The organism is Geomonas sp. (assembly GCF_056994735.1).
The window spans coordinates 1-24,919 of sequence record NZ_JBXKJL010000047.1 but is presented as its reverse complement, the minus strand read 5'-3'; the positions used below and the strand labels follow the sequence as shown (position 1 = coordinate 24,919).

Annotated in this window: 22 protein-coding genes; 19 read left to right on the top strand and 3 right to left on the bottom strand. The window is 61.1% G+C overall.

Annotation, left to right across the window (positions count from 1 at the left end; genetic code table 11):
* Nucleotides 1–918: an RluA family pseudouridine synthase gene (locus AC11W3_RS02295; RefSeq protein ID WP_484089736.1), complete on the bottom strand. Its 918-nt coding sequence runs from the start codon at nt 916–918 to the stop codon at nt 1–3.
* 291 nt (nt 919–1,209) lie between these two features.
* On the opposite strand from AC11W3_RS02295, the gene AC11W3_RS02290 reads away from it, so the two are divergent.
* A complete protein-coding gene (locus tag AC11W3_RS02290; protein WP_484089737.1) occupies nt 1,210–1,470 on the top strand; it encodes a hypothetical protein in 261 nt (86 codons plus the stop codon).
* A gap of 84 nt (nt 1,471–1,554) precedes the next feature.
* On the opposite strand, the gene eno is transcribed toward AC11W3_RS02290, so the two are convergent.
* Nucleotides 1,555–2,844 (bottom strand): phosphopyruvate hydratase, encoded by a 1,290-nt coding sequence (gene eno, locus AC11W3_RS02285; protein WP_484089738.1) that lies wholly within the window; start codon nt 2,842–2,844, stop codon nt 1,555–1,557.
* 240 nt (nt 2,845–3,084) lie between these two features.
* On the opposite strand from eno, the gene AC11W3_RS02280 reads away from it, so the two are divergent.
* The 16 genes from AC11W3_RS02280 (at nt 3,085) to ftsH (ending at nt 21,105) form a co-directional block, all read left to right on the top strand.
* Nucleotides 3,085–5,463 (top strand): HD family phosphohydrolase, encoded by a 2,379-nt coding sequence (locus tag AC11W3_RS02280; RefSeq protein WP_484089739.1) that lies wholly within the window; start codon nt 3,085–3,087, stop codon nt 5,461–5,463.
* Nucleotides 5,417–5,815, top strand: a complete 399-nt coding sequence (ybeY, locus tag AC11W3_RS02275; protein ID WP_484089740.1) for an rRNA maturation RNase YbeY — start codon at nt 5,417–5,419, stop codon at nt 5,813–5,815. The genes AC11W3_RS02280 and ybeY overlap by 47 nt, the downstream gene beginning before the upstream one ends.
* A 137-nt stretch (nt 5,816–5,952) precedes the next feature.
* Nucleotides 5,953–6,660, top strand: a complete 708-nt coding sequence (locus AC11W3_RS02270; protein ID WP_484089741.1) for a diacylglycerol kinase — start codon at nt 5,953–5,955, stop codon at nt 6,658–6,660.
* A 44-nt stretch (nt 6,661–6,704) separates the two neighbouring features.
* Nucleotides 6,705–7,568 (top strand): hemolysin family protein, encoded by an 864-nt coding sequence (locus AC11W3_RS02265; protein ID WP_484089742.1) that lies wholly within the window; start codon nt 6,705–6,707, stop codon nt 7,566–7,568.
* 68 nt (nt 7,569–7,636) lie between these two features.
* Nucleotides 7,637–9,136 (top strand): apolipoprotein N-acyltransferase, encoded by a 1,500-nt coding sequence (gene lnt / locus AC11W3_RS02260; protein ID WP_484089757.1) that lies wholly within the window; start codon nt 7,637–7,639, stop codon nt 9,134–9,136.
* Nucleotides 9,137–9,303: 167 nt separating this feature from the next.
* A protein-coding gene (gene prfB / locus AC11W3_RS02255; RefSeq protein ID WP_484089743.1) for a peptide chain release factor 2 occupies nt 9,304–10,420 on the top strand; the annotation gives its coding sequence in 2 pieces (ribosomal slippage) (nt 9,304–9,372 and nt 9,374–10,420; 1,116 coding nt in all).
* Between the two features lie 87 nt (nt 10,421–10,507).
* Complete coding sequence (locus AC11W3_RS02250; protein WP_484089744.1) at nt 10,508–11,311, top strand: C40 family peptidase; 804 nt, start codon at nt 10,508–10,510, stop codon at nt 11,309–11,311.
* Nucleotides 11,312–11,592: 281 nt separating this feature from the next.
* Complete coding sequence (locus AC11W3_RS02245) at nt 11,593–12,834, top strand: DUF1015 domain-containing protein (RefSeq protein ID WP_484089745.1); 1,242 nt, start codon at nt 11,593–11,595, stop codon at nt 12,832–12,834.
* Nucleotides 12,835–12,878: 44 nt separating this feature from the next.
* The gene (locus tag AC11W3_RS02240) at nt 12,879–13,346 is read left to right on the top strand and encodes an FKBP-type peptidyl-prolyl cis-trans isomerase (protein WP_484089746.1); all 468 of its coding nucleotides are present in this window, start codon (nt 12,879–12,881) and stop codon (nt 13,344–13,346) included.
* A gap of 88 nt (nt 13,347–13,434) precedes the next feature.
* On the top strand, nt 13,435–14,376 hold the full coding sequence (locus AC11W3_RS02235; RefSeq protein ID WP_484089747.1) for a DUF4140 domain-containing protein: 942 nt from the start codon (nt 13,435–13,437) through the stop codon (nt 14,374–14,376).
* 84 nt (nt 14,377–14,460) lie between these two features.
* Complete coding sequence (locus AC11W3_RS02230; protein WP_484089748.1) at nt 14,461–15,744, top strand: class II fructose-bisphosphate aldolase; 1,284 nt, start codon at nt 14,461–14,463, stop codon at nt 15,742–15,744.
* A gap of 74 nt (nt 15,745–15,818) precedes the next feature.
* Nucleotides 15,819–16,193, top strand: a complete 375-nt coding sequence (locus tag AC11W3_RS02225) for a PilZ domain-containing protein (protein ID WP_484089749.1) — start codon at nt 15,819–15,821, stop codon at nt 16,191–16,193.
* Nucleotides 16,186–16,980: an HD domain-containing protein gene (locus AC11W3_RS02220; protein ID WP_484089750.1), complete on the top strand. Its 795-nt coding sequence runs from the start codon at nt 16,186–16,188 to the stop codon at nt 16,978–16,980. Before AC11W3_RS02225 ends, AC11W3_RS02220 begins: the two co-directional genes overlap by 8 nt.
* A 62-nt stretch (nt 16,981–17,042) precedes the next feature.
* The gene (locus AC11W3_RS02215) at nt 17,043–18,011 is read left to right on the top strand and encodes a Tim44 domain-containing protein (protein ID WP_484089751.1); all 969 of its coding nucleotides are present in this window, start codon (nt 17,043–17,045) and stop codon (nt 18,009–18,011) included.
* A 197-nt stretch (nt 18,012–18,208) separates the two neighbouring features.
* The gene (cas6, locus tag AC11W3_RS02210; RefSeq protein WP_484089752.1) at nt 18,209–19,084 is read left to right on the top strand and encodes a CRISPR system precrRNA processing endoribonuclease RAMP protein Cas6; all 876 of its coding nucleotides are present in this window, start codon (nt 18,209–18,211) and stop codon (nt 19,082–19,084) included.
* Between the two features lie 173 nt (nt 19,085–19,257).
* Nucleotides 19,258–21,105: an ATP-dependent zinc metalloprotease FtsH gene (gene ftsH, locus AC11W3_RS02205; protein ID WP_484089753.1), complete on the top strand. Its 1,848-nt coding sequence runs from the start codon at nt 19,258–19,260 to the stop codon at nt 21,103–21,105.
* 83 nt (nt 21,106–21,188) lie between these two features.
* Here the strand turns inward: ftsH and AC11W3_RS02200 are convergent, their stop codons facing one another.
* Nucleotides 21,189–21,353 carry a hypothetical protein gene (locus AC11W3_RS02200; protein ID WP_484089754.1) on the bottom strand — a complete coding sequence of 55 codons (165 nt, stop codon included), beginning with the start codon at nt 21,351–21,353 and terminating at the stop codon, nt 21,189–21,191.
* A gap of 342 nt (nt 21,354–21,695) precedes the next feature.
* Between AC11W3_RS02200 and malQ the strand changes: the two genes are divergently transcribed.
* Together malQ and AC11W3_RS02190 are read left to right on the top strand one after the other, a co-directional pair.
* The gene (malQ, locus tag AC11W3_RS02195) at nt 21,696–23,183 is read left to right on the top strand and encodes a 4-alpha-glucanotransferase (protein ID WP_484089755.1); all 1,488 of its coding nucleotides are present in this window, start codon (nt 21,696–21,698) and stop codon (nt 23,181–23,183) included.
* 105 nt (nt 23,184–23,288) lie between these two features.
* The gene (locus AC11W3_RS02190; RefSeq protein WP_484089756.1) at nt 23,289–24,569 is read left to right on the top strand and encodes an O-acetylhomoserine aminocarboxypropyltransferase/cysteine synthase family protein; all 1,281 of its coding nucleotides are present in this window, start codon (nt 23,289–23,291) and stop codon (nt 24,567–24,569) included.
* The last annotated feature ends 350 nt before the right edge of the window (nt 24,570–24,919 follow it).

Genomic DNA, 24,919 nt, shown 5'->3' with positions numbered 1-24,919 from the left:
TCAGGCCGGTGCGGGAATCACGATGTCCGAGGTCGGGACCTCGTCAAGGGCGCTCAAAAGAGTCTCTTCGCTCATGCCGGTCAGCTTGGTCAGCAGGCGCCGCAGCGGGTCCGGCAGCGGCGCCGGGATCTCGATCGCCTCCCCGGTCGCGGGGTGAACCAGCCTGGTAGTGAATGAATGGAGGGCATGCCCGGCAAGACCTAGGACACTCTTGCCGCCGTAGCGCTTGTCGCCGAGGATCGGGTGGCCGATCATCTTGAAGTGCTGCCTGATCTGGTGCATCCTCCCGGTCAGGGGGTAGACGGCGACCAGGGCCGCACCGCCGCCGTGAAAGAGCCGCAGGTAGCGGGTCTGGGATTCCTTCCCGTCCAGCGGCGCATCGATTTCCCCCTGTCTGGGGAGCTTTCCCTCGACCAGGGCCAGGTAGAGCTTCCCCAGTCCCTCGTCCTGCACCATCCTGCCGAACATCCCAGCTGCGACCGCACTCTTAGCCATGATGACCGCGCCGGAAGTCCCTTTATCGAGGCGGTTGACCGGCCTGAGCCTTCCGGTACCGTCCCTCTTCTGCAGGAATCTCTCTCCCAGTTGGACGAGGTTTTCCTCTTCCGGATCAACCGTGCGGTGGACGGCAAGTCCGGGGGCCTTGTTGACGCAGACGATCCAGCTGTCCTCGTACAGGATGTCGAGGTCCGGGTTGTCGCGGGCCAGAAATGCCGCGGTCTTGCTGCTCTCCTTCAAGGTGACCTTGTCGGCGCGCCTGAGGATCTGGGAGGGGTCGGCGGCTGCGCCGTTGACGGCCAGGTGGCCGGAGCTGATCAGTTTCTTGAGGTAGGAGAAGTTAGCGGCAGGGAGGAGGTTTCGCACGAAACTGTCGACACGCCGGAAATGGTCTTTCGGTTCTATTTCGTAAGTTAGCATGGAGCGAGTATAACCTCATGAGGGGAGCGGTGCAAGGCAATTGGAGGGCCCGGTCCCGAGGTGGCAGGAACAGGCCGGAAGGCGCGCCCGGGAATGGGGGACGAGCATGGGGGACGAGCGTGGGGGCAAGGGGGGGCTGCCGCAAATGAGGCAGACGCTGGAGCATATGAAGCTGTCGGAGCACGTTGTCCCTATCGATGGCGCTGCCGAACTGGTTGTAATGATTGGAATGATGCTGGTTGGCATGTTACCTGCTACGCGAATCGGCAAAACCACTTAAGGAGATCCAGCATGAAAAAAGTTCTCAGCAGCATCATCGCAGTCGTCGTCGCCGTTGCTTTCGCAGGCATCGTTTCCGCAGCCGAGCCGAAGAAAGAGGCTGCACCCGCAGCTCCGGCAGCAGCTGGTGAAGTGAAGAAGGAAGAAGGCAAGAAGGTCGCCAAGAAGGCTGACAAGAAAGCCAAGAAAGCTGGCAAGAAAGCAGAGAAGAAGGGTGAGAAGAAAGAAGCTGCTCCGGCTCTCCCCGCAGGCCACCCGCCGGTCGGGAAGTAATCCGCGGCAACACGCAGTATAGAAGCAAAAGGGGCGCATCCGCCAGGATGCGCCCCTTTTCTTTGTCAGCAGCTCGAAAAGCCTCTACTTCTTGACGTTGTAGAAGACCTCGGCGCCCCTGAAGATTGCCACTTCGTCTAGCTCGTCCTCGATCCTGAGGAGCTGGTTGTACTTGCAGACGCGGTCGGTGCGGCAAAGCGAACCGGTCTTGATCTGCCCGGCGTTGACGGCCACTGCCAGGTCGGCCAGCGTGGTGTCCTCGGTCTCGCCGGAGCGGTGCGAGATGACGCAGGTGTAGCCGGCACGCTTGGCCATCTCGATGGCGTCGAGGGTCTCGGTCAGGGTCCCGATCTGGTTCAGCTTGATCAGGATGGAGTTGGCGATCCCCTTCTGGATACCCTCCTTCAGGATGGCCGGGTTGGTCACGAAGAGGTCGTCGCCCACGATCTGGATCCTCTTGCCCAGGCGGTCGGTCATCTTCTTCCACCCTTCCCAGTCGTTTTCAGCCATGCCGTCCTCGATGGAGATGATCGGGTACTTGTTGACCAGGTTCTCGTAGAAGTCGATCAGCTGATCGGCGGTCTTTTTCGGCTCCGCCTCGTTCTCGAGGGTGTAGACGCCGTTGTCGAAGAGCTCGGAGGAGGCGACGTCGAGGGCCAGGAGGACCTCCTCGCCCGGCTTGTAGCCCGCCTTGGTGATCGCTTCCATGATGACCTCGAGGGCCTCCTCATTGGACTTGAGGTTCGGTGCGAAGCCCCCCTCGTCGCCCACGGCGGTGTTGTAGCCCTTGGCTTTGAGGACGCCTTTCAGCGCGTGGAAGATCTCGGCTCCCATCCTGAGGGCTTCCTTGAAGTTGGAGGCTCCGGCGGGCATGATCATGAATTCCTGGATGTCGACATTGTTGTCGGCGTGTGCGCCGCCGTTGATGATGTTCATCATGGGAAGCGGCAGCTCCTTGGCGTTGGCGCCGCCGATGTACTGGTAAAGCGGGAGGCCGACTTCTTCGGCCGCGGCCTTCGCTACCGCCAGCGAAACGCCGAGGATGGCGTTGGCGCCCAGGCGGCTCTTGAAATCGGTCCCGTCGAGGGCCAGCATCCTCTTGTCGATCCCGGCCTGGTCGGTGGCGTCCATGCCGGTGATCTCGTCTGCGATGATGTCGTTGACGTTGGAAACCGCCTTCTCGACCCCTTTGCCGAGGTAGCGCCCCTTGTCCCCGTCTCTCAGCTCAAGCGCCTCGCGCTCGCCTGTCGATGCACCGGAAGGCACCGCGGCCCTGCCCATGGCGCCGGAATCGAGGAAGACTTCGACCTCCAGGGTCGGGTTACCTCTCGAATCAAGGATCTCTCTGGCGTACACGTCGGTTATCTGGCTCATATCTCCCCCCTGCTGATTTAATTATAAACGGAGCTTAGCCCGTTAATGGAATTCTCGTTATATAACATAATGCCGGGCAAATGGAAGGGCTTTTGGTAAATTTTTCTAACAACTCTCTTCCCCCCTCGGGACCGCCCGGGCGACTTCGTTTAGATTGACAGTAATCCGCCAATAAGGATATATTGTCTCCTTGTCCTAAAACCACAGTCTCTGTCCTATGACACGGGAACTATTGCCATAATGCCCACCGAGAGCGGCGACAAACAGAAATTCTCATCCAGCTCGCTCATCCGGCTCTGCAACTGCTGGATGGAAGCGGTATCAGCCTCATTGGCCGGCGAGCGGTATCAGAAGCGTTCCCGCTTCGTGCTGCTTATGTTCACTGCGCTCTTCCTCACCCTGCTCATCATCCCCAGCCCCCAGTTCCTCTCGGTCAACTACCGCGAGGGTGACATTGCCACCTCCGATATCCGCGCCACCCAGGACTACCTGATCGAGGACCTGCTGCTGACCGAGAAGAAGCGCGCCGAAGCCGAGGCCGCGGCTCCCTTTGTCTACAGCCTCGACGCCAACGCCAACCTCGAGATCGTGCGCCGGTTCGAGGACGCGCTGAAGTCTATCCGGGAGAAGAGGGATGAAGGGGACAAGGGGTGGGCTGCGGCGGCAGGGGCTTTTTCGGTGGAGCTCTCGCCCCAGGAGTTCGGGGCGCTGACCAGGATAAAGCAGGAGCGGGCCTTCCTCTCCGAACTGGGACGGCAGATGGCCCCCCTGTACCGGCTGCGCATCGTCGCCGACCGTGCCAGGTTCGCCAGCGACCGGAGGCACGGCATCATGGTGATCGACCCCGGGAGCAAGCAGGAAGTCGCCGGAGGCGATTACTCCTCGTATCTGGACCTTGCCGCGGTGCGCCAACAGGCTGCCGCCATGGACCTGTCCCATCCCTCGGGCAGGAAGGATCAGGCGGCTGTCAAGGCTGTACTGCAGCGGATGATCTCCCCCAACCTGACCTTCGACCGCGACGCCACCGAGAACAGGAAAGCCGAGGCCCGCGCGGCGGTGCGTCCGGTCCTCTTCAAGATGAAACGGGGCGAGATGATCGTGAGGGTCGGGGAGCGGGTCTCCTCCGAACAGGCCATGAAGCTGGAGAAGATCTTCAAGACCAGGAACCTGACCCCGATGGTGACCGGCTTCGGCATCTTCGGCATGGTCGTCGTCCTCTGCTACGCCCCCTATCGCTTCGGCCGCAAGAACATCAGGAAATTCAACCCGACCAACAAGGACATCCTGCTCCTTTCCCTGCTTACGGTGGTCAACTTCGCACTCCTGAAGCTGGTCTTCGCCGTCTCCACCGCCTTGGGCGGCCTCTTTCCAACGGTTGACACCGCGAGCTACTTCTACCTCTTCCCCTTCGCCGCCAGCGCCATCATCGTCAGGATCATCCTCAACTCCGAGGTGGCCCTGGTCTACTGCGCGGTCTGCGCTCCCCTCACCGGGATCATGCTCAACAACTCGCTGCAGGTGGTGATCTACGCCCTGCTGGGGGGGATCGTGGGCGCCCACGGGGTGCGTCAGTGCAAGGAGAGGGGGACCATCTATTCGGCCGGGCTCAAGGTGAGCGTAATCAACATGGCGGCCGCCCTCTGCTTCCACGTCTACGGCGACAGCACCCTCTCGCTGCAGACCATCTACTGCCTCATCTTCGCCCTCCTGGGCGGCTTCATCAACGCCGTCTACGTCTCCGGCACGGTCCCGCTGATCGAGGCGCTCTTCCACTACACCACCGACGTCAAGCTCCTCGAACTCGCCAACCTGAACTCGCCGCTTCTGCGGGAGCTGATGATCCGGGCGCCGGGGACCTACCACCACAGCGTGCTGGTCGGGAATCTGGTCGAGGCCGGCGCCGAGGCCATCAGCGCCAATCCCCTCCTGGCAAGGGTGGCGGCCTACTACCACGACGTCGGGAAGCTGAAGAAGCCGCAGTACTTCATCGAGAACCTGCAGGGGGAGGAGAACCGTCACGACAAGCTCTCCCCCAGCATGAGCGCGCTCATCCTGATCTCCCACATGAAAGAGGGGGTGGAACTGGCCCGCGAGCACCGTCTGGGGCTCCCCATCATCGAGATCATCCGCCAGTCCCACGGCACCTCCCTGATCAGCTACTTCTACCTCAAGGCCAAGGGGATGGAGGTCCCGGGCTCACCCCCGGTCGACGAGCGCGACTTCCGCTACCCCGGGCCGAAGCCCCAGACCAGGGAGGCCGGGCTGGTGCTCCTCGCTGACTGCGTGGAGGCTGCCTCGCGTACCCTGACCGATCCCACCCCCGCCCGTATCCAGGGGATGGTGCAGAAGATCATCAACAACATTTTCATCGACGGGCAGCTTGACGAGTGCGAGCTGACCCTGAAGAACCTGCACGAGATAGCCAAGAGCTTCAACCAGATACTCTCCGGGATCTATCACCACCGGATCGATTACCCGGAGCCGGCTTACAAGGAGAAGAGCATTGCCAGGAAGGGTCCAGAAGATAGCGATAGCGAATCGCCAAAGACGGAGGCCGGTCGGGACGACGGCGTTGCGAAGGGTGGCGCAGAGGATCTTAGACGCCTTGGGATGTCCTGAGGCGGAACTCTCGGTAACCATCGTCGGGGACCGCTCCATCAGGACCCTGAACCGCGATTACCTGGGGCGCGACAAAGCGACCAACGTGATTTCGTTCGCCATGCAGGAGGGGGAGTTCGGCTCCATCAATCCCGAGGTCCTGGGTGACGTGGTGATTTCGGCCGACACCGCGGCCCGCGAGGCCGAGGAGGCCGGAGAAAGCTTCCTGAGCCGCCTTTACTTCCTCCTTTTACACGGCATCCTCCATATAACCGGCTACGACCACGAAAGAAGCGGAGAGGCGGAGGCGGCCCGCATGGAGGCCAAGGAGCGGGAAATCTTTGCCCGGCTCCGGGAGGAGGGGCTTGTCTAGCCCCGGCGGCGAAACCATTCCCCGTCCGCGGAGGGGGAGGGCCGGGGAGGAAGAAGGGCGCCTGATCCGGCACCCCTTCTTCGACCCGTCTTCCCGCCGCGCCGGGCAAGAGCCAAGCTCGCTTAGGAGGGGATGAGATGAAGCCAACCCGCTTCATCGATTCGGTCAACTGCGCCATAGACGGCATTCTCTACACCGTCCGGACGCAGAAGCACATGCGGCACCATTTCATGGTCGCCCTGCTGGTCCTTTGCACCGCGCTCCTTTTGCGGGTCAGCGGGTTGGAATTCATGCTGCTGGCCCTGGCCATCTCCTTCGTGCTCTTCGCCGAACTCCTGAACACCGCCATCGAGGTGGTGGTCGACATGATCTCGCCGCAGTTCCACCCGCTGGCCAAGATCGCCAAGGATGTCGCGGCCGGAGCCGTCCTGGTGGCCGCCTTCGGGACCGCTGTCATGGGGTACCTGGTGCTGTCCAAGTACCTCTTCCCGCTGCACAGGGGGGCTCTCAGCCTGATCGGAACCCCGTCGGAAGTCGCGTCCGTAGTTTCCGTGACTTTGGTCCTGATCGCGGTGATAATAATGAAAGCCGCCAGCGGCAAGGGGACTCCCCTCATGGGAGGGGCACCCAGCGGCCATGCCGCGGTGGCTTTTTCGATTGCGACCTCGGTGTCGCTCAACACGCAGGACCCGCTGATCTCCCTCCTGGCCTTCACCCTGGCCGTGATGGTGAGCCATTCCAGGCTGCTATTGCGGATCCATACCATACGAGATGTGGTGGTGGGGGGGCTGACCGGGACTTTGTTGACCCTGGCGGTGACGATACTTTTCAAGGGGGTCAGTTGATCGAAGGCAGGAGAAGGACTAACGCTAACGGAGGGGCAAAACCGTTGGAAGAGGAGAATGGACGAAAAGGGCAGGGGCTGATCGAGTCCATCACCAGGCTCTTGTACGGCAAGAGGAAGGTGACCGAGGCGGAAATCCAGGAGATGATGGATGCCGGCGAGGAGGAAGGGCTGATCAACCGGGAGGAAAACGCCATGATCCGCTCGATCCTGGCGCTGGGAGACTCCGTGGTCCGCGAGATCATGCTGCCGCGAACCGAGATGGCCTGCGTCTCAATCGAGGACGAGGTCAGCAAGGTGCTGGACGAAATCATCGCCTGCGGACACTCCCGCCTGCCGGTCTACGAGGGTACCATAGACAACGTCATTGGCCTCATTTACGCCAAGGACCTCCTGAGGTACTGGGGGCAGGCGGACCAGGACATCGAGCTCAGGACCCTGATCCGTCCCCCTTTTTTCGTCCCGGAGACCAAGAACCTCGAGGAACTCCTGCATGACTTCAAGAAGAGGCGGGTCCACATCGCCGTGGTCATCGACGAATACGGCGGCACCGCCGGGCTGGTTACCATAGAGGACCTGCTGGAACAGATCGTGGGGGACATCCAGGACGAGTACGACCTGGAGACCCAGAAGTTCACCGTGGAAGAGGACGGGGCGATCGTGGCCGACGCCAGGCTCCCCATCGAAGAGCTCGAGGAGCATTTCCAGATCGTGGTGGAGAGAGAAAAGTTCGAGACGGTGGGGGGGCTGATCTTCCATCTCACCGGGCGCATTCCGTCGACGGGCGAGATCATAGAAAACGATTCGCTGATCATGACCGTGCTGGAGGCGGATGAGCGCCGGATAGCCAAAGTTCGCATAGTGCCGCGCGAGTCGCGGATGCAGGATAAGGAAGCGGAAGCATCGTGAAAAGGCTGACAGCGCTCCCCGGGGACCGAGGGGCGCTACCATATCTGCTGGCACTACTCTCCGGGACCATGCTGGCCCTCTCCTTCCCGAGGCCGGGGCTTTCCCTCCTGGCCTGGGTGGCCTTCGTGCCGCTTTTCGCTGCCGTGGCAGGAGTTCCGGCCAGGGCAGCCTTCAAGCTGGGCTTTGTCGCCGGGCTGACCGCCTACGCGGGGATCCTTTACTGGCTGAACATCGTCATGGTCAGCTACGGCAAGCTCCACTGGACCGTCAGCGGCTCCCTGTATCTTCTTGCCGCAGCCTACCTCGCCCTCTATCCCGGCGTCGTCATCGCGCTGGTGAGGCGCGCGGAGGGCAGGGGGATTTCGGCGCTCTGCTCGTTTCCGGTGCTGTGGGTCGGAGGGGAACTGATCCGCTCCTACCTCCTGACCGGGTTTCCCTGGGCCAACCTCGGCTATTCCCAATACCGCACCCTGCCGCTGATCCAGATCTGCGCCTTGACCGGAGTCTACGGGGTCAGCTTCCTGGTCGCCTTCGCCAACGTGGTCTTTTACCGGATGTGGGTATGGCTGCGGGAGAAGGAGGCCCCCTACCCCGTTCGCGGTTTCCTGGTCTTGCTGGTGCTGCTGGGCGCCACCCTCGGCTACGGGTTCAGGGCCCTCACCATGCCCGAGAAGGGCGCGACGCAGCGTGTGCTGCTGGTGCAGGGGAACATCCCGCAGGACGTGAAGTGGGACCCGGCTTTCCAGGAGTCGACGGTGGAGACCTACGAGAGGTTGTCGCGGAAGGGCTGCCAGTCCCGGGACACCCTGGTGGTCTGGCCCGAGAGCGCGCTCCCGTTCTACTTGCAGGGGGAACCGGCTTACGCGGCACGGGTGAAATCGCTGGCGGCCGAGCTTAAGAGCTGTCTGGTGACGGGGAGCCCGGCGATGGAGAAAGAGGGCGAACTGGTCCGCTACCTGAACAGCGCCTTCCTGATTTCCCCGGCCGGCACGGTAGTCGGCAGAAGCGACAAACTCCACCTGGTGCCCTTCGGCGAGTACGTTCCGCTTAGCTCGCTCTTTCCCTTCGTGAACAAGCTGGTGGCGGGGATCGGGGACTTCTCCCCCGGAAAGGGCGCCATGCCTCTGGAGACTCCGGGGGGCAAGATCGGGGTGCTGATCTGCTTCGAAGGGATCTTCCCGGAGGTGGCCAGGGCCTATGTCGAGCGCGGGGCAGGGATTCTGGTCAACATCACCAACGATGCCTGGTTCGGAAAATCTTCCGCCCCCTACCAGCACCTCTCCATGACCGTCTTCCGCGCGGTGGAGAACAGGGTCCCTCTGGTCCGTGCGGCCAACACCGGGATTTCATCGGTTATCGACAGCAAGGGGCACATCCGTGCCATGACCCGGCTCTTTGAGGAAGCGACCCTCGGCGCCGAGGTCAGGCGCGGAGAGGGAGGGACCTTTTACAGCCGTCAGGGCGATATCTTCGCCCTCGCCTGTCTGGGAGGAGCCCTTGCCATCGTCTTCGCCTGCTTTTGGAGAAAAACCGGTCCTGCATCCCCTTCCCCGGATGGGAATGGTTAGAAAGGGGGCCACAACTACCGTTTCCCTCCCGGGGCGGGGGCCCTAACCATTCGCCCTTCTGACCAATTGAATGACGCAAATTGACTACCCGGCGAAACAGGTGAATTTCCCCCGCGAAGCGCCTCTATAAAGGTCCTTCGCGAGATAAGCAAATAAAGGAGCAACAGATGTTCAGAGAAGAGATAGCCAAGGTCGAAGGGCTCGCAGAGCGGATCAACAAGCTCCGGGGGTCTCTTTGACGTAGCTGACAAGAAGGAGCGGATGCAGGAGCTCGATGAGCAGACCAACCATCCCGACTTCTGGAACGACGCCGAAAAGGCCCAGAAGGTACTCAAAGAGCGGATGGCCATGGAGAAGGATGTCACCTCCTGGGAGAGCCTGGACACGCAGGCCCAGGACATCCGCGAGCTGATCGAACTTGGCAGCGAGGAGGAAGACGAGGGGGTCCTATCCGAGGTCTCGGCCATGAACGCGGAGCTGGAGGAGGGGGTGACCCGGGTGGAATTCCGCCGCATGCTCTCCGGCCCGCACGACACCTCCGGGGCCTTCGTCTCCATCAACGCCGGGGCCGGCGGCACCGAGTCGCAGGACTGGGCGGAGATGCTCCTCAGGATGTATCTCCGCTACTGTGAGAAGAAGGGGTGGAAGACCGAGATCACCGACTATCAGGCGGGTGAGGAAGCAGGTGTCAAGGGAGTCACCTTCTGCGCCACCGGCGAGTTCGCCTACGGTTACCTGAAGGCGGAAGCGGGGATACACCGGCTGGTCCGTATTTCTCCTTTCGACAGCAACGCCCGTCGCCATACCTCGTTCGCCTCGGTCTTCGTCTTCCCCGTGATCGAGGAGGACGACATCGACGTGAAGATCTCCGAGAGCGATCTCAGGGTCGACACCTACCGCTCCAGCGGCGCGGGTGGCCAGCACGTCAACACCACCGACTCGGCCATCCGCATCACCCACCTCCCCACCGGCATCGTGGTGGCCTGCCAGAGCGAGCGCAGCCAGCACATGAACAAGGCGACGGCGATGAAGGTGCTCCGTTCCAAACTCTACGAGATGGAACTCAGGGAACGGGAAGCTAAAGCTGCCGACATTGCGGGCGAAAAGAAGGAGATAGGGTGGGGAAGCCAGATCCGCTCCTACGTGCTGCATCCCTATAAGATGGTGAAGGACTTGAGGACCGGCGTCGAAAGCGGCAACCCCGATGCCGTGCTCGATGGCGCGCTGGAAGATTTCGTGGTCCCCTACTTGATGGGGGTACGCAGGGAAACCAAGGATATATGAAGGCGTGAATGGTGAATGGTGAATCAAACCCTGTGGCGGGGCGGGACCCTTCAACCGGAGTGGCTTTGCGCTTAGAGGATGCTGTTGATGGTAAAGAAGATTAAGATTTTTACGATTGGTCTGCTGCTGGTTGTAGCCGCAGCCACAGGTTGTGCCGCCCAGCGCGCAGGCCTCAAGAGCGTGGGGTTCGCCATCCAGGTGGGCGCCTTTTCCGAGGTGAAGAACGCCGAGCGCCTGACCAGGAGGCTGCAGGACCAGGGGATCGAGGCCTTCTACTTCAAGAGGGAAAACGGTATCTATGCCGTGCGTTTCGGCGACTTCCCACGCCGCGAACTAGCCCAGAAAACGGCCCAGAAACTGGTGAAGGACCGCGTCATCACTTCGTATTTCATTGCCACCCCGCAGCCCGAGGTCGCCGCCGTACGGGAAACCTTCCTGGAAAAGGCCCCTGCGACTTCGCTGACCAAGCCCCCCAAAGCCAGGAAGCAGGAACCTCAGCCATCCCGGCGCGACAAGAGCGATATGGGAGCCATCGCCGCCAGGACCGCCGAGCGTTTCGTGGGCATTCCCTATCGTTGGGGCGGCGACACCGTGGTCGACGGCATGGACTGCAGCGGGTTCGTCCGCGCTGTCTACAACCTCTGCGGCGTCAACATCCCCCGCACCTCACGCGAACAGTTCAAGGTAGGGGATGTGATCGGCAGGGAAGAGTTGAAGGACGGCGACCTGGTTTTCTTCGGGGGGTCCCCCGAAGAGATCAGCCACGTCGGCATCTTCGTCGGCAACGGCCGCTTCGTTCATGCCCCCCGCAGGGGCGACGACATCAAGATTTCCACCCTCGACGACGCCTACTTCGTCAAAAGGTTTATCGGGGCCAAGAGGTATTTCTAGCCTCGAGACGGTGAGTACCCGTGGGAGGAGCATCCTTCCCGCGTCTGCCGTCCCGCCAGGGGATCTGCCAGGGGATGGCCGCTTCCTCTTCGGAGGTTCGCGCCGGGGATGGCGCGCCTACAGAGCTAGACAAGGTAGCGGCCGATAAAATGCCGAGGTTGACATCGGCCAATTAAACATGTAAGAACCGATAGGCTGGGCATTAATAAATGGCCGGCAGGAGCCTCGGCAGGTAAGGGAGGCTCCACCACGGATAATGTAAAAACGCTACAGGAGCAATGATGGCATTCATAAAACCTTTCAAAGGGGTGCGCCCCGCTAAGGAGCTGGCGGAGAAGGTTGCCGCTCTCCCCTATGACGTAATGAGCACGGAAGAAGCCATCGCGATGGCCGCCGGCAACGATTTCAGTTTCTTACATGTCTCACGGCCGGAGATAGACTTGCCGGGGGATATTGATGTACACTCGGACGAGGTCTATGAGAAGGGGCGCGAGAACCTGGCCTCTTTCCTGGCGGAGGGCGTGCTGCTTCAGGACGAGGCGGATCGTTACTACGTCTACCGCCAGAAGATGGGGGGGATGACCCAGACGGGGCTGGTGGTCTGCGCCGGGGTCGACGACTACCAGAGCGGGGCCATCAAGAAGCACGAGCTGACCAGGGCGGACAAGGAGGAGGACCGGGTCCGGCACATCGATGCCCTCAACGCCAACGACGAGCCGGTCTTCTACACCTATCGCAACGACCCCGCCATAAGCGCCGAGATAGAGAAGGTGACCAAGCAGGCGCCGCTGTACGACTTCACCACCGGGGATGGCGTCTCCCACACCCTCTGGTCCATTACCGACAGAGCCCTGATGGATTCGCTTACCAGCCGTTTTGCTGCCATTCCCACCCTCTATGTCGCCGACGGCCATCACCGCAGCGCCGCCGCCAGCCGGGTGCGCGACCTCAGGAAGAGCGCCAACCCCAACCACGACGGCAGCGAGGAATACAACTTCTTCCTCACCGTGATCTTCCCGGACAACGAGATGACCATCATGCCCTACAACCGGGTGGTGAAGGACCTGAACGGCAGGAGCATTGCCGAATTCATGGCGCGGGTCGCCGAGCGTTTCGACGTCAGCCCCATCACCGGACCGCTCAGCCCGTCCCAGCGCCACCAGTTCGGCATGTACCTGTCGGGAAAGTGGTACGAGCTCGCTCCCAAGGAGGATACCTTCAACGAGGAAGATGCCGTGGCCTCGATGGATGTCTCCATTCTCCAGGACAACCTCCTGAGCCCGGTGCTCGGGGTGCGAAACCCGCGCACCGACCAGCGGATCCACTTCGTAGGCGGCATCCGCGGCGTCCAGGAACTGGAGCGGGTGGTGAACTCGGGGGAATACCAGGTAGCGTTTTCGCTCTTTCCGACCTCGATCGAGGAACTGATGGCCCTGGCGGACCTCGACAAGATCATGCCCCCGAAATCGACCTGGTTCGAGCCCAAGCTCAGAAGTGGTCTCTTCGTCCACATGCTGGATTAGCAGTAGAGAAGTAGAAACGAAAAAGCTGATGGAGGATGTTGTTGATGCGCAACGTTGAGAAGTTCATAGTCTTGCTGCTGCTGATGGCGGCGGTTTCTATCCCGGCCTGCTCCCAGAAGGATGTCACCGCTGCTCCTGACAAGGCTGCCGAATCGTCGGTCCCCTCGGGGGCGGTGAAGACCTCGTCGGGGCTCTCCTATACCGATCTCGTCCAGGGGGCCGGCGCCTCGCCTACCTCAGGCAAGAGGGTCTCCGTGCACTACACCGGCTGGCTGGTGAATGGCACCAAGTTCGACAGCTCGGTGGACCGCGGCCAGCCTTTCGTCTTCAGGATCGGCGCCGGCGAGGTCATCCCCGGTTGGGATGAAGGGGTCATGTCCATGAAGGTCGGCGGCAAGAGGAAGCTCTTCGTTCCGCCGCAGCTCGGCTACGGTGCCGCCGGTGCGGGCGGGGACATCCCACCGAACGCCACGCTGATCTTCGAGGTCGAGCTTCTCGACGTCGAGAAGTAGCGGATAAGCGGGGCGCTTGCAAAAGCACCGGGACGCTGTAAATTTGTGACTTGTCTTTTCATCACAACCCGATCCCGGGAGGTGCCAGATGCGCCTGATCCCGCTACTTTGTGCCTCGCTGTTTCTTCTTTTCGCCTCCTCTGCTGAGGCCGGCCAGAAGACGGTGACCCTTTTCCTGGACGGCGCCAGGGTTGAGCAGGAAGCCTTGGCGGTGAAGGGATACCTGGCGTATCCCCTGCCGGACTCTATGGTGCCCGGGTCTCTGCGGGTGAAGCCGAAGGGGGAGGGGAGAGTCCTCAGGGTGGAACTCCTCCCGGCGGAGCGGGATCGCCGTCGGGCCAAGGAGATCGCCACCCTGGAGGAGAAAAAGGGGCGCCTCCAGGAGCGGTTGCAGGATCTGTCCAAGCGCGAGGAGATCTTCGCCGCGGCGGTGAAGTCGCAAAGCGGTAAGAGTCCCAGAAAAACCAGGGCCAATCCCGATGCCCTGGAGTCACTGCAGCAGGGGACGGGATTCGCACTCTCCCAGCTTGATTCGGTCTACCGCAGCCAGCGCAAGTGCGAAAAGGAGATCGAGGCTCTCGACCGCAAGCTCGCCTCGGCCAAAAAGGGGACGGCGGTAGCAAGGATCTGGATCTCCGGAGCCAAGGCGACCATCTCCTATCTAGTCAGCTCCGAGCGCTGGACACCTAGCTACGACCTGCGCTGGTCGGGTGATGCCAGTGGCGAACTGCTGCTGCATGCGAAGCTGTCGACCCCGGAGAAAGGGGTGCTTTACCTCGTTTCCCACGGCACTGTCGCCGAGGGAACGACGGGCCAGCCCGTTCGCGGTGACTACCCTCTGTTGTCGCGCCACCCCTTGACACTGAAAAGCGGCGGCCGCAGCGATCAAAGACCCCTGTCCTTCACCTTTACCCCCATCGAAGCTGCACTCCCTCCCGGCGAGGCCGCTGCCTACTGGCGCGGGGAGTATCTGGGAAGCGGCCGGTTCTCCGGGAGAGGGGCGTCAGAGTTTTCCATCGGCAGCAAATGAAGTTCCTTGCCTTTAAATTATTAGAATGCTATAAGATGTCATTTTGTGATGCAATGCAGCTATTCCATGAACAAAGGAGGAGATATGCCGGCAACAACTTCAGAGTTCACCAAAGCACTTGAGATAGGCCGCCCCCCCAACGTGGCGCGGCTTTTCCCGAATTCCAAGGCGCTGCTGGTCAGCGGCAAGGTCATTGACCGCGCCATGAACGCCAAGGGACATGCCCTGGCCCTGGCCGCCAACGGCAGGAACCACTTCGTGATCCGCGGGGTGCTCGCCGCCGCCCAGAGGGCCAACGCTGCCGTCATCATCGAAATAGCCAAGTCGGAAGGGGGCCAGAAGGCCTACTGCCCGGTCAACTACTGGAACATCGCCCGCCAGGTCGATGCCGTCTGCAACGAGCTCGGTATCACCATCCCGGTTGCCATCCACGCCGACCACTACGGCATCAAGGGCGCAGGCGACATAGCTTCCGCAAAGATCGAAATCCCCAGCATGTTCGACGCCGGCATCACCTCCATAGCCATCGACGCTTCCCACCTCCCGGACGAGGAGAATCTCCTCGCCAACCTGGAGCTCAACAGCTACATCCCCGGCTGGGCCGGTCTCGAGACCGAGGTCGGCGAGATCAAGGGCAAGGAAGGTCTCTCCACCGTGCCCGAAGCCCTCTTCCTGATCAGGGGCCTCAACGCCCACGACATCTTCCCTGACTGGATCGCCCTCAACAACGGCACCACCCACGGGATCGAGGCCAGTGACGCCGGCATCCAGGTCGACCTGACCGCGGAGATCCACGAGGCCATCAAGCCCTACGGCGTGAACGGCGCCCAGCACGGCACCTCCGGCAACAGCTACGACAGGCTGCGCCAGATCGCCCAGAAGACCCGCACCACCAAGGCCAACGTGGCCACCGCGCTGCAGTTCGTCTCCTGGGGCCTCGAGGTCAACGAGTACGGCAACGCCAAGCTCGACTCCAACGGTAACTTCATCAAGGTTCAGGGTGAAGGCATGACCGAGGAGCTCTGGGCCGAGATGGTGGCCTTGGCCGAGTCAAAGGGGTGGAAGAAGGGTGACTACAAGAACCTCAACCTCCCGTTCGAGAACAAGCTCCTGGCCCAGCCCAAGGAGGTTCGCGAGCGTATGGCCAAGAGGGTCGAGGATTTCGCCTACACCCTGATCACCGAGGTCTTCAATTCTGCTGACACCGCGCCGCTGGCCATCGCGGCCCTGGTCAAGGCCGGTTCCTACGACCTCCCCCCCAAAGGGAAGAGGGTCGAGAACCCCGCCGACTGGACCAAGGACAAGCTCTCGAAGCAGGCACAGGGTCTTTCCAGGGACAAGGGGCCTGCGGGCAACTTCGAGGATTAATACCTTCTGCAACTGAGGTAGATGAAAGGGGGCTCTTTGCCCCCTTTTTTATCCGGCAGCCCAAGGGGGAGAAGATGCCAGACAGGAGAAGTTTTTCCCGGGTAGATTTCCGGGTCTCTGCATTGCTACAGGGGGAGGGCGTTGCGCTAAAGGGGGAGGTGAAGGACCTGAGCCTGCACGGTCTTTACCTTGAGACTCCCGAGGTGCTCCCCATCGGAACCCCCGTGGAGATAACCATTTACCTCTCCGCCGCCGATGATCCCATCGTGATCAATGTAAGCGGCAGCGTCGCCCGGCTCATGCCGGAGGGGATGGGATGCGCCTTCGACAAGATGGATGCGGACTCCTTTGCGCATCTCCGCAGCATCATCTCCTATCAGGGAGGGGACGAATCGAAGGTGCTGGCGGAATTCGCCGAGTACATGATCAAGAAGAGACGCGATGGCTGACGCCGAATCTTCATCCCTACTGGTGCCGCTGGAGCAGTGGTTCGGATCTTTCTGCGCTTCCTTCCGCAGCGATGATGCGGAGGTGCAGCGCAATTACGACCTTAAAGAAATCCACACCCGGAAGGTGTGCGAAGCGGCTCGAGTGATCGCCATGGGTGGATCTCCGCGGCGCCTGCTCCTCGCTGAGGTCACGGCCCTCTGCCACGACCTCGGGCGCTTCCCCCAGTTCCACGAGTACGGCACCTTCAAAGACAGCGATTCCCTGAACCACGCCTGCCTCTCCGCGGACATCCTCAAAAAGAGCTCTCTGCTCGATTTCCTCTCCACCTCGGAACGAGATAATGTCATCACTGCCGTGAGGCTGCACAACGTCTACCAGATCCCCTCCGGGCTCGCACCGGAGGCCGAGGATCTCTTGAAGATCGTGCGGGACGCCGACAAGGTAGACATCTGGCGAGTCTTCATCGATTTCTTCCATGCACCCGACTCTGAGCGGGCCTCCGCCGTGGGGCTAGGCTTTCCCGACCTCCCGCAGATCTCTCCTGAAGCCCTGGCTCAGGTACGCGCGGGAAAGATGGTGCAGCTATCCGTCATCAAAAGCCTCAATGATTTTAAACTGCTGCAACTTTCGTGGCTTTATGATATTAATTTCCAGAGTACCCTTCGGATGATCATCGATCGCCGGATCATCGACCAGCTGGCGGCAACCCTTCCTCAGGAAGAGTCTGTGCTGGAGGTCTTGAGCGGGCTGCGCAGTTATGTCGTGCGGAAGGTGAAGGAACTGTAGCCCCTGTACTCATTTGTCGGGGGTAGCAGGTTTGTTAGTGAAAGACAACAAAGGAGCAGGATATGAAAAGAGGTCTCAGGTTGTTGACCATCCTGACGGCACTGCTGGTGACCGGGATGCTGGTCGCGGAACAGAACGCTGAGGCACGGGCCGGCGGAGGGCGCTCCATGGGGAGCAGAGGGGCGAGGAGCTATTCGAGGCCGGTGGCACCGCCATCACAGATGCCTTCCCGTCAGTATGCGCCGAGCCGGCCAACCACGCCGACGGCCCCGCCCTATCAGCAGCCCTCGCCGGGATTCGGTCGCGGCTTCGGGGGGAGCTTCCTCGGTAGCCTCGCCGGCGGTATGCTGGGCGGCATGCTCTTCAGATCCCTCGGTTTTGGCGGTGGGGGCGGCTATGGCGGCGGTGGTGGCATTGGCCTCTTCGAGATTCTGCTGCTGGCGGGAATCGGCTACATGATCTACCGCTTCGTAAAAAAAAAGCGGGAAAATGAGGTGACCTACAACGAACCGGGGAAGGTCATTAACATGAACGAGTACCAGCGGCAGGATCAGGGCTTCGCCCCCCAGCAGGACGCGCGGGGAGAGGTGGAGGAAGGCCTTTCCTACGTCAGGCAGATGGACCCGGGCTTCGACGAGCGGCGGTTCAACGACAGCGTGATGGACATCTTCTTCAAAGTCCAGGGGGCCTGGATGAACCGCGACCTCTCCACGGTGTCGGGGCTTGTGACCGACGAGATGCGCGGCATCCTGCAGGGCGACATCGATAACCTGATTCGGGAGAAGAAGGTCAACCGCCTGGAGAACATCGCGGTGCGCAGCGTCGAGATCTCCGAGGCCTGGCAGGAGAGCGGCAAGGATTTCATCACCGCCATGATCTACGCCAACCTCCTCGACTACACCACCGACGATACCACGGGCGCCGTGGTGGCGGGGAGCAAGACCGACCCTGTCAAGTTCGAGGAATACTGGACCTTCACCCGCCCTGTCGGCAACAACCCCTGGAAACTCAGCGCCATCCAGCAGGCGTAGGGTAGTTTCCGGCAGTCATGCAGCATCAGATTGGCCATCCACAAACGGGTGGCCAATCTATTTTCGTGATTCTGAGTGCCTGCGCATCCTTTACCGCCTGCTCCCTCTCTCCCTACGGGAGAGCAACTGGTGAGGGAAACAGACGGAGAGGGGCGGCTGGCAGCGATTACGAAAGACGACACGGAACGGAAGACTCTTTGGAACTGAACTACGTAAAGCTATTTTTCATTTTCGAATCGAAGGTCGATCTTCCCGATCCTTACCTCCTTTTCGCTGCACGGGGCGATTTCGACGCCGCCTTTCGCAAGGCTCTCCCTTGCCGGCGGGCCGACTGCACCGGCTGTCGTTCCATGTCGAGCTGCCCGTATCCCGTCAACTTCGGCCAGCAATTGGCCAAGGATCCGGAAGCGGTGAGGCGCCACCAGAAACCGCCCCTTCCCTTCGTCTTCGAGTTCCCCGTCTTCCCGCCGGTCCCCAACCGGGGCAGGAACTTCGAGTGCGCCCTCACCCTCTTCGGAACCGCCGTGCAGGAGGCCCACCGCTATCTGGCAGCTGTCGAGATTCTCCTGCGGGGGATAGGAGCGGTGATCACACGCGTCGAGGCCGACTGCCCGGGTGGGGGGAGGACCGGTGTAGCGACAGAGGATCAGCCCGCTCTCCCTCTTCTGAGTGCGCTCGACCCGACCGGTTCCGGCCCCCTCGCTCCGGACAAGGTCACACTGCAGTTTGTCACGCCGCTCAAGCTCATGCACGAGGGGCGTCTTCTCAAAACTTTCACCTTTTCCCACTTCGCCCGCGCCCTGATGCGCAGAGTCTCCTCGCTCGCCTACTATTATGAAGGGGCTGAACCCTCGCTCGACTACCGCTGGTTGTCCCAGTGCAGCGAAGCGATTGAGGTCCTGAGCTCGGACTGTCGCTTCGTATCTTGGGGTGGGCGGCCCTGCGGAGTCATGGGGCGGATGGTATTCGGTGGTGACGTCGAGCCCTTCCACCTCCTGTTGCAACTGGGCCTCGCCACCCACCTTGGCAAGGGCGCCTCCTTCGGCTTCGGGACCTACCGTATCGTGGCGTGACCCTCTTTTCCCGCCGATCCCCTCGTTTCCCCCGGTCCTCGTTGCCGCTCCCTAAGCCGTTGATTTCCTGCCGTTTCCGCCCGTCCCGTCAGCCCCGTTCCTTGTAAAGGCTCCCATCTCGGTTAGAATACCCTAGGTGCGCAGCAGTTAGACGAAGCCGAGGGAGCCTTCTCATGGGCCAGACGATCTGGAAGCCTTTGCTGGTGACAGCCTTGCTCATCCTGCTGCTCGACCTGTTCTACAGCAACATCGTGAAACAGACGGCGGAGCGCGGTGCCGAGATCAGCTACAGCCGTTTCAGGGACGAGCTCGCGGCCGACAACGTGAAGAAGGTTACCCTCAGGGGAAGCAGCGCCAAGGGGGAATTCCGTACCCCCATCAAGCTCCCTCCTGTCCAGGACCAGAAACCGGGCATGGTCGACACCGCGCTCTTCAGCTGCAACCTTCCCTCCATGGGTGATCCCAGTCTCCTCCCGGAGCTGTTCAGCAAGAAGGTCGAGGTCACTGCGGTGCCGGCCGAGACCTCGGCCGCCGGCAGCATCTTTCTCTACCTCCTCCCCTGGTTGCTCATCCTCGGCGTCTGGTGGTTCATCGCCAGAGGCATGAAGTCCCAGGGGCCCGGCGCCATGATGGGAGGCTTCGCCCGCTCCGGCGCCAAGGCCTACACCTCCGAACGCATCGATGTCACCTTTGCCGACGTCGCCGGCATGGAAGAGGCCAAGCAGGAGCTGCGCGAGGTGGTGGAATACCTTAAGGACCCGAGGAAGTTCCAGCAGATAGGGGGCAAGGTCCCGAAGGGCGTGCTCCTCGTAGGCCCGCCAGGCACCGGCAAGACCCTCCTTGCCCGGGCAGTGGCAGGGGAGGCCGGAGTCCCCTTCTTTTCCATCTCCGCCTCCGCCTTCATCGAGATGTTCGTCGGCGTGGGCGCCAGCCGGGTGCGCGATCTCTTCGCCAGCGCCCGCAAGGTTCTCCCCTCGATCATCTTCATCGACGAGCTCGACGCCGTCGGGCGCAGCCGCGGCGCGGGTTTCGGCGGCGGCCACGACGAGCGGGAGCAGACCCTGAACCAGCTTCTCTCAGAGATGGACGGCTTCGATCCCCATACCGAGGTGGTGGTGATCTCGGCCACCAACCGGCCGGACGTGCTCGACCCCGCGCTCCTTCGCCCCGGGCGGTTCGACCGCAACGTGGTGATCGAGCGCCCCGACTGGCGGGACCGGGAGAAGATCCTCAAGGTGCATACCAGGAAAATCCCTCTGGCGGCGGACGTGGATCTGGCAGTCATTGCCAAGGGGACGCCGGGGATGACCGGAGCGGACCTGGAGGGACTTGTCAACGAGGCGGCCATCCTGGCTGCGCGGGACAACAAGGTGGTGGTGAGCCTTGAGGACCTGGAGCGGGCCAAGGACAAGCTCCTCATGGGAGGCGAGCGCCACATGGTGATCTCCGATGAGGAGAGACGGATCACCGCCTACCACGAGGCCGGACATGCCCTGGTGGCACGCCTTCTTCCCAGCACCGACCCCGTCCACAAGGTCACCATCCTCCCCAGGGGACGCGCGCTCGGCGTGACGCAGCAGCTCCCGGAAGACGACCGCTACCACTACCCGCGGGCCTACCTCGTGAACAGGCTTTGCGTGGCTCTGGGGGGAAGGGTTGCGGAAAAGATCGTCTTTAACGACATCTCTTCCGGGGCCCAAAGCGACCTTAAGCATGTGACCGAGTTGGCGGAGAAGATGGTCTGCCAGTGGGGGATGAGCGAGAAGATAGGGGCGATGACCTTCCCCAGGGGAGAGGAGCATCCGTTCCTGGGGATGAAGCTGGCGGAGGAGAAGACTTTTTCCGAGGAGATGGCCTGGCTGATAGATCAGGAGATCGCGGCGCTGATCCGCGGTGCTGAAGGCAAGTCGATGGAGCTGGTCAGCGGCAACCGCAGCAAGCTGGACGCCCTTGCCGCAGCCCTCCTCGAGGAAGAGACCCTTACCGGCGCGCGGGTGGACGAGATCCTGTCGGCGGCGTGACGGAGGTCGCCCTGGTCGAACCAGTGGAGTGGAAGCCGAGTTTCAGCCGGAGGGCCGTGGCGCCTGCCTGGTAGATGACCTGCCTAGTAGATGATGATATATCCCTTCCTGGTCGCAATCCCCGTAATCTCAAGGGTATCCTTGATCCTGTAGGTCTCGCCGTCCAAGGTGAAGATATATCCGCCCTCCCCATCGGGAACGGCCAACTCGATCAGTGACTCAAAGCTTGCTGTCTTGACAGTTTCCATGCTGGCGACTATAACACCAATTTTCCTGCCGGTAAAGGTCCTACGCTATTGCATTATTTCTTTTTTATGTCATAGTACTGTCTGCTTAAAATCCATCAATCTTCCTCTCTGAAGCACCTGACACTATGGCTCAAACAGTCCGCAATCAATAGCTCCTCAAACAGAGACAGCTCCCTGTGAGTAAATAGCCGTCCCATGAGTACCGCGGAAGCTGCGAGTGACAGATTCGGCTTCGTCCCGATGGCTTGATCTTCACAGGATGACTGGAGTGGCAACATGGTGGAAAGCCTCGACAGGACAGAACCTGAAATAATCGGAAATCCCACTGCAAGCGAGGTGGTCATGGCAAGACACAGAAAGAGCGGCATCCTCCTGCATCCAACGTCCCTTCCGGGCCCCGGCGGTATCGGCTCGTTCGGTGAGGAGGCCAGGCACTTCATCGATTTTCTTCACCGGGCGGGGCAGACTTTGTGGCAGATCCTCCCGCTTGGGCCGTCCGCATACGGCAACTCGCCTTATTCCTGCTACTCCGCCTTTGCCGGCAATCCGCTCATGATCAACCTGGAGGCGATCGTCGACGAGGGCGACCTGATGCCGCAGGACCTCAAGCACGATGCGCCGTCCGAGCGGGTTGATTTCGGGGCAACGGAACTCTACAAGTCGGGGCTCCTCAAGGAGGCGGCTGCGCGCTTTTTTGCCGAGGCTCACGTCAAGCGGAAGGAGGAGTTCTGGCACTTCTGCGATACCACCTTCTGGCTGCACGATTACGCGCTCTTCATGGCTCTGAAGGAGCTCTTCAACGGACAGAGCTGGAATGATTGGCCGGATCCGCTGGCCCAGCGCGAGCCCGAGGCGCTCTCGGCCTGGAGCGAAAAGCTGGGGTCGGCCATCGGAGAACAGAAGTACATCCAATGGCAGTTTTTCCGCCAGTGGCGGAAGCTGAAGAACTACGCCAACGTCCTCGGCATCTGTATCGTCGGGGACATGCCCATTTTCGTAGCCTACGATTCCAGCGATGTCTGGGCGAACCCGCACCTCTTCTATCTGGACGAGAAGGGAGTCCCGATCGTCGTCGCCGGGGTTCCGCCGGATTACTTCAGCAAGACCGGGCAGTTGTGGGGAAATCCCCTTTACAACTGGGACCGGATGGCGCAGGAAGGGTACGGCTGGTGGATTGCGAGGCTTCGCAACGACCTTTCCCTCTACGACATGGTGCGTATCGACCATTTCCGAGGCTTTGAGGCGTTCTGGGAGGTCCCGGTCTGGGAGAAGACGGCGATCAACGGGCGGTGGACCAAGGGACCCGGGGAGTCGCTCTTCCATGCCCTTCGCAATGCCATAGGCAACCTCCCCATCATCGCGGAGGATCTTGGTGTCATCACACCGGAAGTGGAAGCGCTGCGCGACCAGTTCGGCTTCCCCGGGATGAAGGTCCTGCAATTCGCCTTCGGCTCCGGCCACGATAACCCCTACCTGCCGCACAATCACGTCAAGTCCTGTGTCGTCTACACCGGAACCCATGACAACGACACCACTGCCGGGTGGTTCGAGTCGATGAAGCCGAAGGAGCAGAAGGGGGTGCTCTCCTACTTCGACCGGGAGAAAAGCGAGATAGTGTGGCAGATGGTGAAATGCGCCCTGGCCTCCGTGGCGAACTACGCGATCATCCCGATGCAGGATCTCCTCGAACTCCCCACTTCAGGCAGGATGAACATCCCCGGGGTGGCGGGAGGAAACTGGAGCTGGAGATGCCCGGCTGACGCCTTCAGCGGCAAGCTTGCCGCGAAACTGGCCCGTGCTACCGAGGTGTATGGAAGGCTTCCTGATTAAGTCAAGATCTCTTGCGCAAAATTGTTGACAGATGAGATACTGTTTTGTATACCTCTGCTCAGGCTATACTCTATCAAAACAGTATGTAAAGCACAGGAGATACCAATGTCAGACAAATCCCTCGGATTCAACACTCTTGCACTCCATGCCGGCCAGGAAGTGGATCCAGCCACTCTCTCCCGTGCTGTGCCCATTTATCAGACTTCTTCCTATGTGTTCAAAAACGCCGAGCACGCAGCCAACCTCTTCGGTCTCAAAGAGTTTGGCAACATCTACACGCGCCTGATGAACCCGACTACGGACGTGCTGGAGAAGAGGGTGGCCGAGCTTGACGGCGGCGTCGCCGCCCTCGCGGTAGCTTCCGGTCAGGCGGCCACGACCTACGCCGTTTTGAACATCGCCAGTGCGGGACAGAACATCATCGCGACCAGCTACCTCTATGGCGGGACCTACAACCTTTTCCACTACACGCTGCCCAAGCTCGGGATTACGGTCAAGTTCGTCGACTCTTCCGACCCGGAGAACATCCGCAAGGCCATCGACGAGAATACCCGTCTCGTCTACAGCGAGGCCATCGGCAATCCCAAGAATAATGTGGACGACTTCGAAGCCATCGCCAAGGTCGCCCATGACGCCGGCATCCCTTACATCGTCGACAATACCGCTGCTACTCCCTTTGTCTTCCAGCCGCTCAAGCACGGCGCCGACATCGTGGTCTACTCCCTGACCAAGTTCATGAGTGGCCACGGCACCAGCATCGGCGGCTGCGTGGTTGACGGCGGCACCTTCCCCTGGAACAACGGCAAGTTCCCCGAGTTCACCGAGCCCGACCCTTCCTATCACGGCCTCAAGTTCTGGGATGCACTCGGCAACATCTCCTACATCATCAAGATGAGGGTTGAGCTCTTGAGGGACCTGGGCGCCTGCATCTCGCCGTTCAACTCCTTCCAGATCATCCAGGGGCTCGAGACCCTCCACGTCAGGATGCAGCGCCACGTCGAGAACGCCCAGAAGGTGGCGGAGTGGCTGGAGCAGAACCCGCTGGTTAGCTGGGTCAATTATCCTGGCCTCCCAAGCCACAAGGACCACGCCAACGCCAAGAAGTACCTCAAGGGTAACGGCGCGATCATCGGCTTCGGCATCAAGGGTGGTCTGGAGGCAGGGAAGAAGTTCATCGACAACGTGAAGCTGCTGTCGCACCTCGCCAACATCGGCGACGCTAAGAGCCTTGTCATCCACCCGGCCTCGACGACCCATCAGCAGCTCAATGCGGAAGAGCAGCTCGCCACCGGCGTGAGCCCCGACTTCATAAGGCTCTCCATCGGCATCGAGGACGTCAACGACATCATCGCAGATATCGAGCAGGCTCTGCAGGCGGCGCAATAACTGTTCTGCCGTCACCATTCCGGTTTTACCCAGAGCTGCCAAGGACATCCTTGGCAGCTCTGTTGTTTTTATCCCTCGCCCTCCGGGAGAGGGTGGCCGAGGGCCGGGAGAGGGTGGCCGAAGGCCGGGAGAGGGTGGCCGAAGGCCGGGTGAGGGAAGGGGCCCCGCAGGCGCCGGTGCTTTGTGGCAGGTCTTTTCCCTGAGAGGCGGTCTGGGTGTTGTGCGGCTTAAGTAAAACTAACTATAAACCCGTTGACGCTGCCGAGACCTTTTGTTATAACCACACCTCGCTGATGCACGAGGCGCTTCGGTCGAAACGAAGAGAGCACGGGCAGCAGAAAAAAGATTGA

Excerpts from the sequence above, each read along its gene's own strand:
- malQ (WP_484089755.1), top strand. The coding sequence starts at position 21,696 with ATGGCAAGACACAGAAAGAGCGGCATCCTCCTGCATCCAACGTCCCTT.
- AC11W3_RS02280 (WP_484089739.1), top strand. The coding sequence starts at position 3,085 with ATGCCCACCGAGAGCGGCGACAAACAGAAATTCTCATCCAGCTCGCTC.
- eno (WP_484089738.1), bottom strand. The coding sequence starts at position 2,844 with ATGAGCCAGATAACCGACGTGTACGCCAGAGAGATCCTTGATTCGAGA.
- AC11W3_RS02230 (WP_484089748.1), top strand. The coding sequence starts at position 14,461 with ATGCCGGCAACAACTTCAGAGTTCACCAAAGCACTTGAGATAGGCCGC.
- AC11W3_RS02220 (WP_484089750.1), top strand. The coding sequence starts at position 16,186 with ATGGCTGACGCCGAATCTTCATCCCTACTGGTGCCGCTGGAGCAGTGG.
- AC11W3_RS02215 (WP_484089751.1), top strand. The coding sequence starts at position 17,043 with ATGAAAAGAGGTCTCAGGTTGTTGACCATCCTGACGGCACTGCTGGTG.
- AC11W3_RS02190 (WP_484089756.1), top strand. The coding sequence starts at position 23,289 with ATGTCAGACAAATCCCTCGGATTCAACACTCTTGCACTCCATGCCGGC.
- ftsH (WP_484089753.1), top strand. The coding sequence starts at position 19,258 with ATGGGCCAGACGATCTGGAAGCCTTTGCTGGTGACAGCCTTGCTCATC.
- AC11W3_RS02270 (WP_484089741.1), top strand. The coding sequence starts at position 5,953 with ATGAAGCCAACCCGCTTCATCGATTCGGTCAACTGCGCCATAGACGGC.
- AC11W3_RS02240 (WP_484089746.1), top strand. The coding sequence starts at position 12,879 with ATGCGCAACGTTGAGAAGTTCATAGTCTTGCTGCTGCTGATGGCGGCG.
- AC11W3_RS02290 (WP_484089737.1), top strand. The coding sequence starts at position 1,210 with ATGAAAAAAGTTCTCAGCAGCATCATCGCAGTCGTCGTCGCCGTTGCT.
- AC11W3_RS02225 (WP_484089749.1), top strand. The coding sequence starts at position 15,819 with ATGCCAGACAGGAGAAGTTTTTCCCGGGTAGATTTCCGGGTCTCTGCA.
- AC11W3_RS02200 (WP_484089754.1), bottom strand. The coding sequence starts at position 21,353 with ATGGAAACTGTCAAGACAGCAAGCTTTGAGTCACTGATCGAGTTGGCC.
- AC11W3_RS02235 (WP_484089747.1), top strand. The coding sequence starts at position 13,435 with ATGCGCCTGATCCCGCTACTTTGTGCCTCGCTGTTTCTTCTTTTCGCC.
- AC11W3_RS02250 (WP_484089744.1), top strand. The coding sequence starts at position 10,508 with ATGGTAAAGAAGATTAAGATTTTTACGATTGGTCTGCTGCTGGTTGTA.
- lnt (WP_484089757.1), top strand. The coding sequence starts at position 7,637 with ATGCTGGCCCTCTCCTTCCCGAGGCCGGGGCTTTCCCTCCTGGCCTGG.
- AC11W3_RS02245 (WP_484089745.1), top strand. The coding sequence starts at position 11,593 with ATGGCATTCATAAAACCTTTCAAAGGGGTGCGCCCCGCTAAGGAGCTG.
- AC11W3_RS02295 (WP_484089736.1), bottom strand. The coding sequence starts at position 918 with ATGCTAACTTACGAAATAGAACCGAAAGACCATTTCCGGCGTGTCGAC.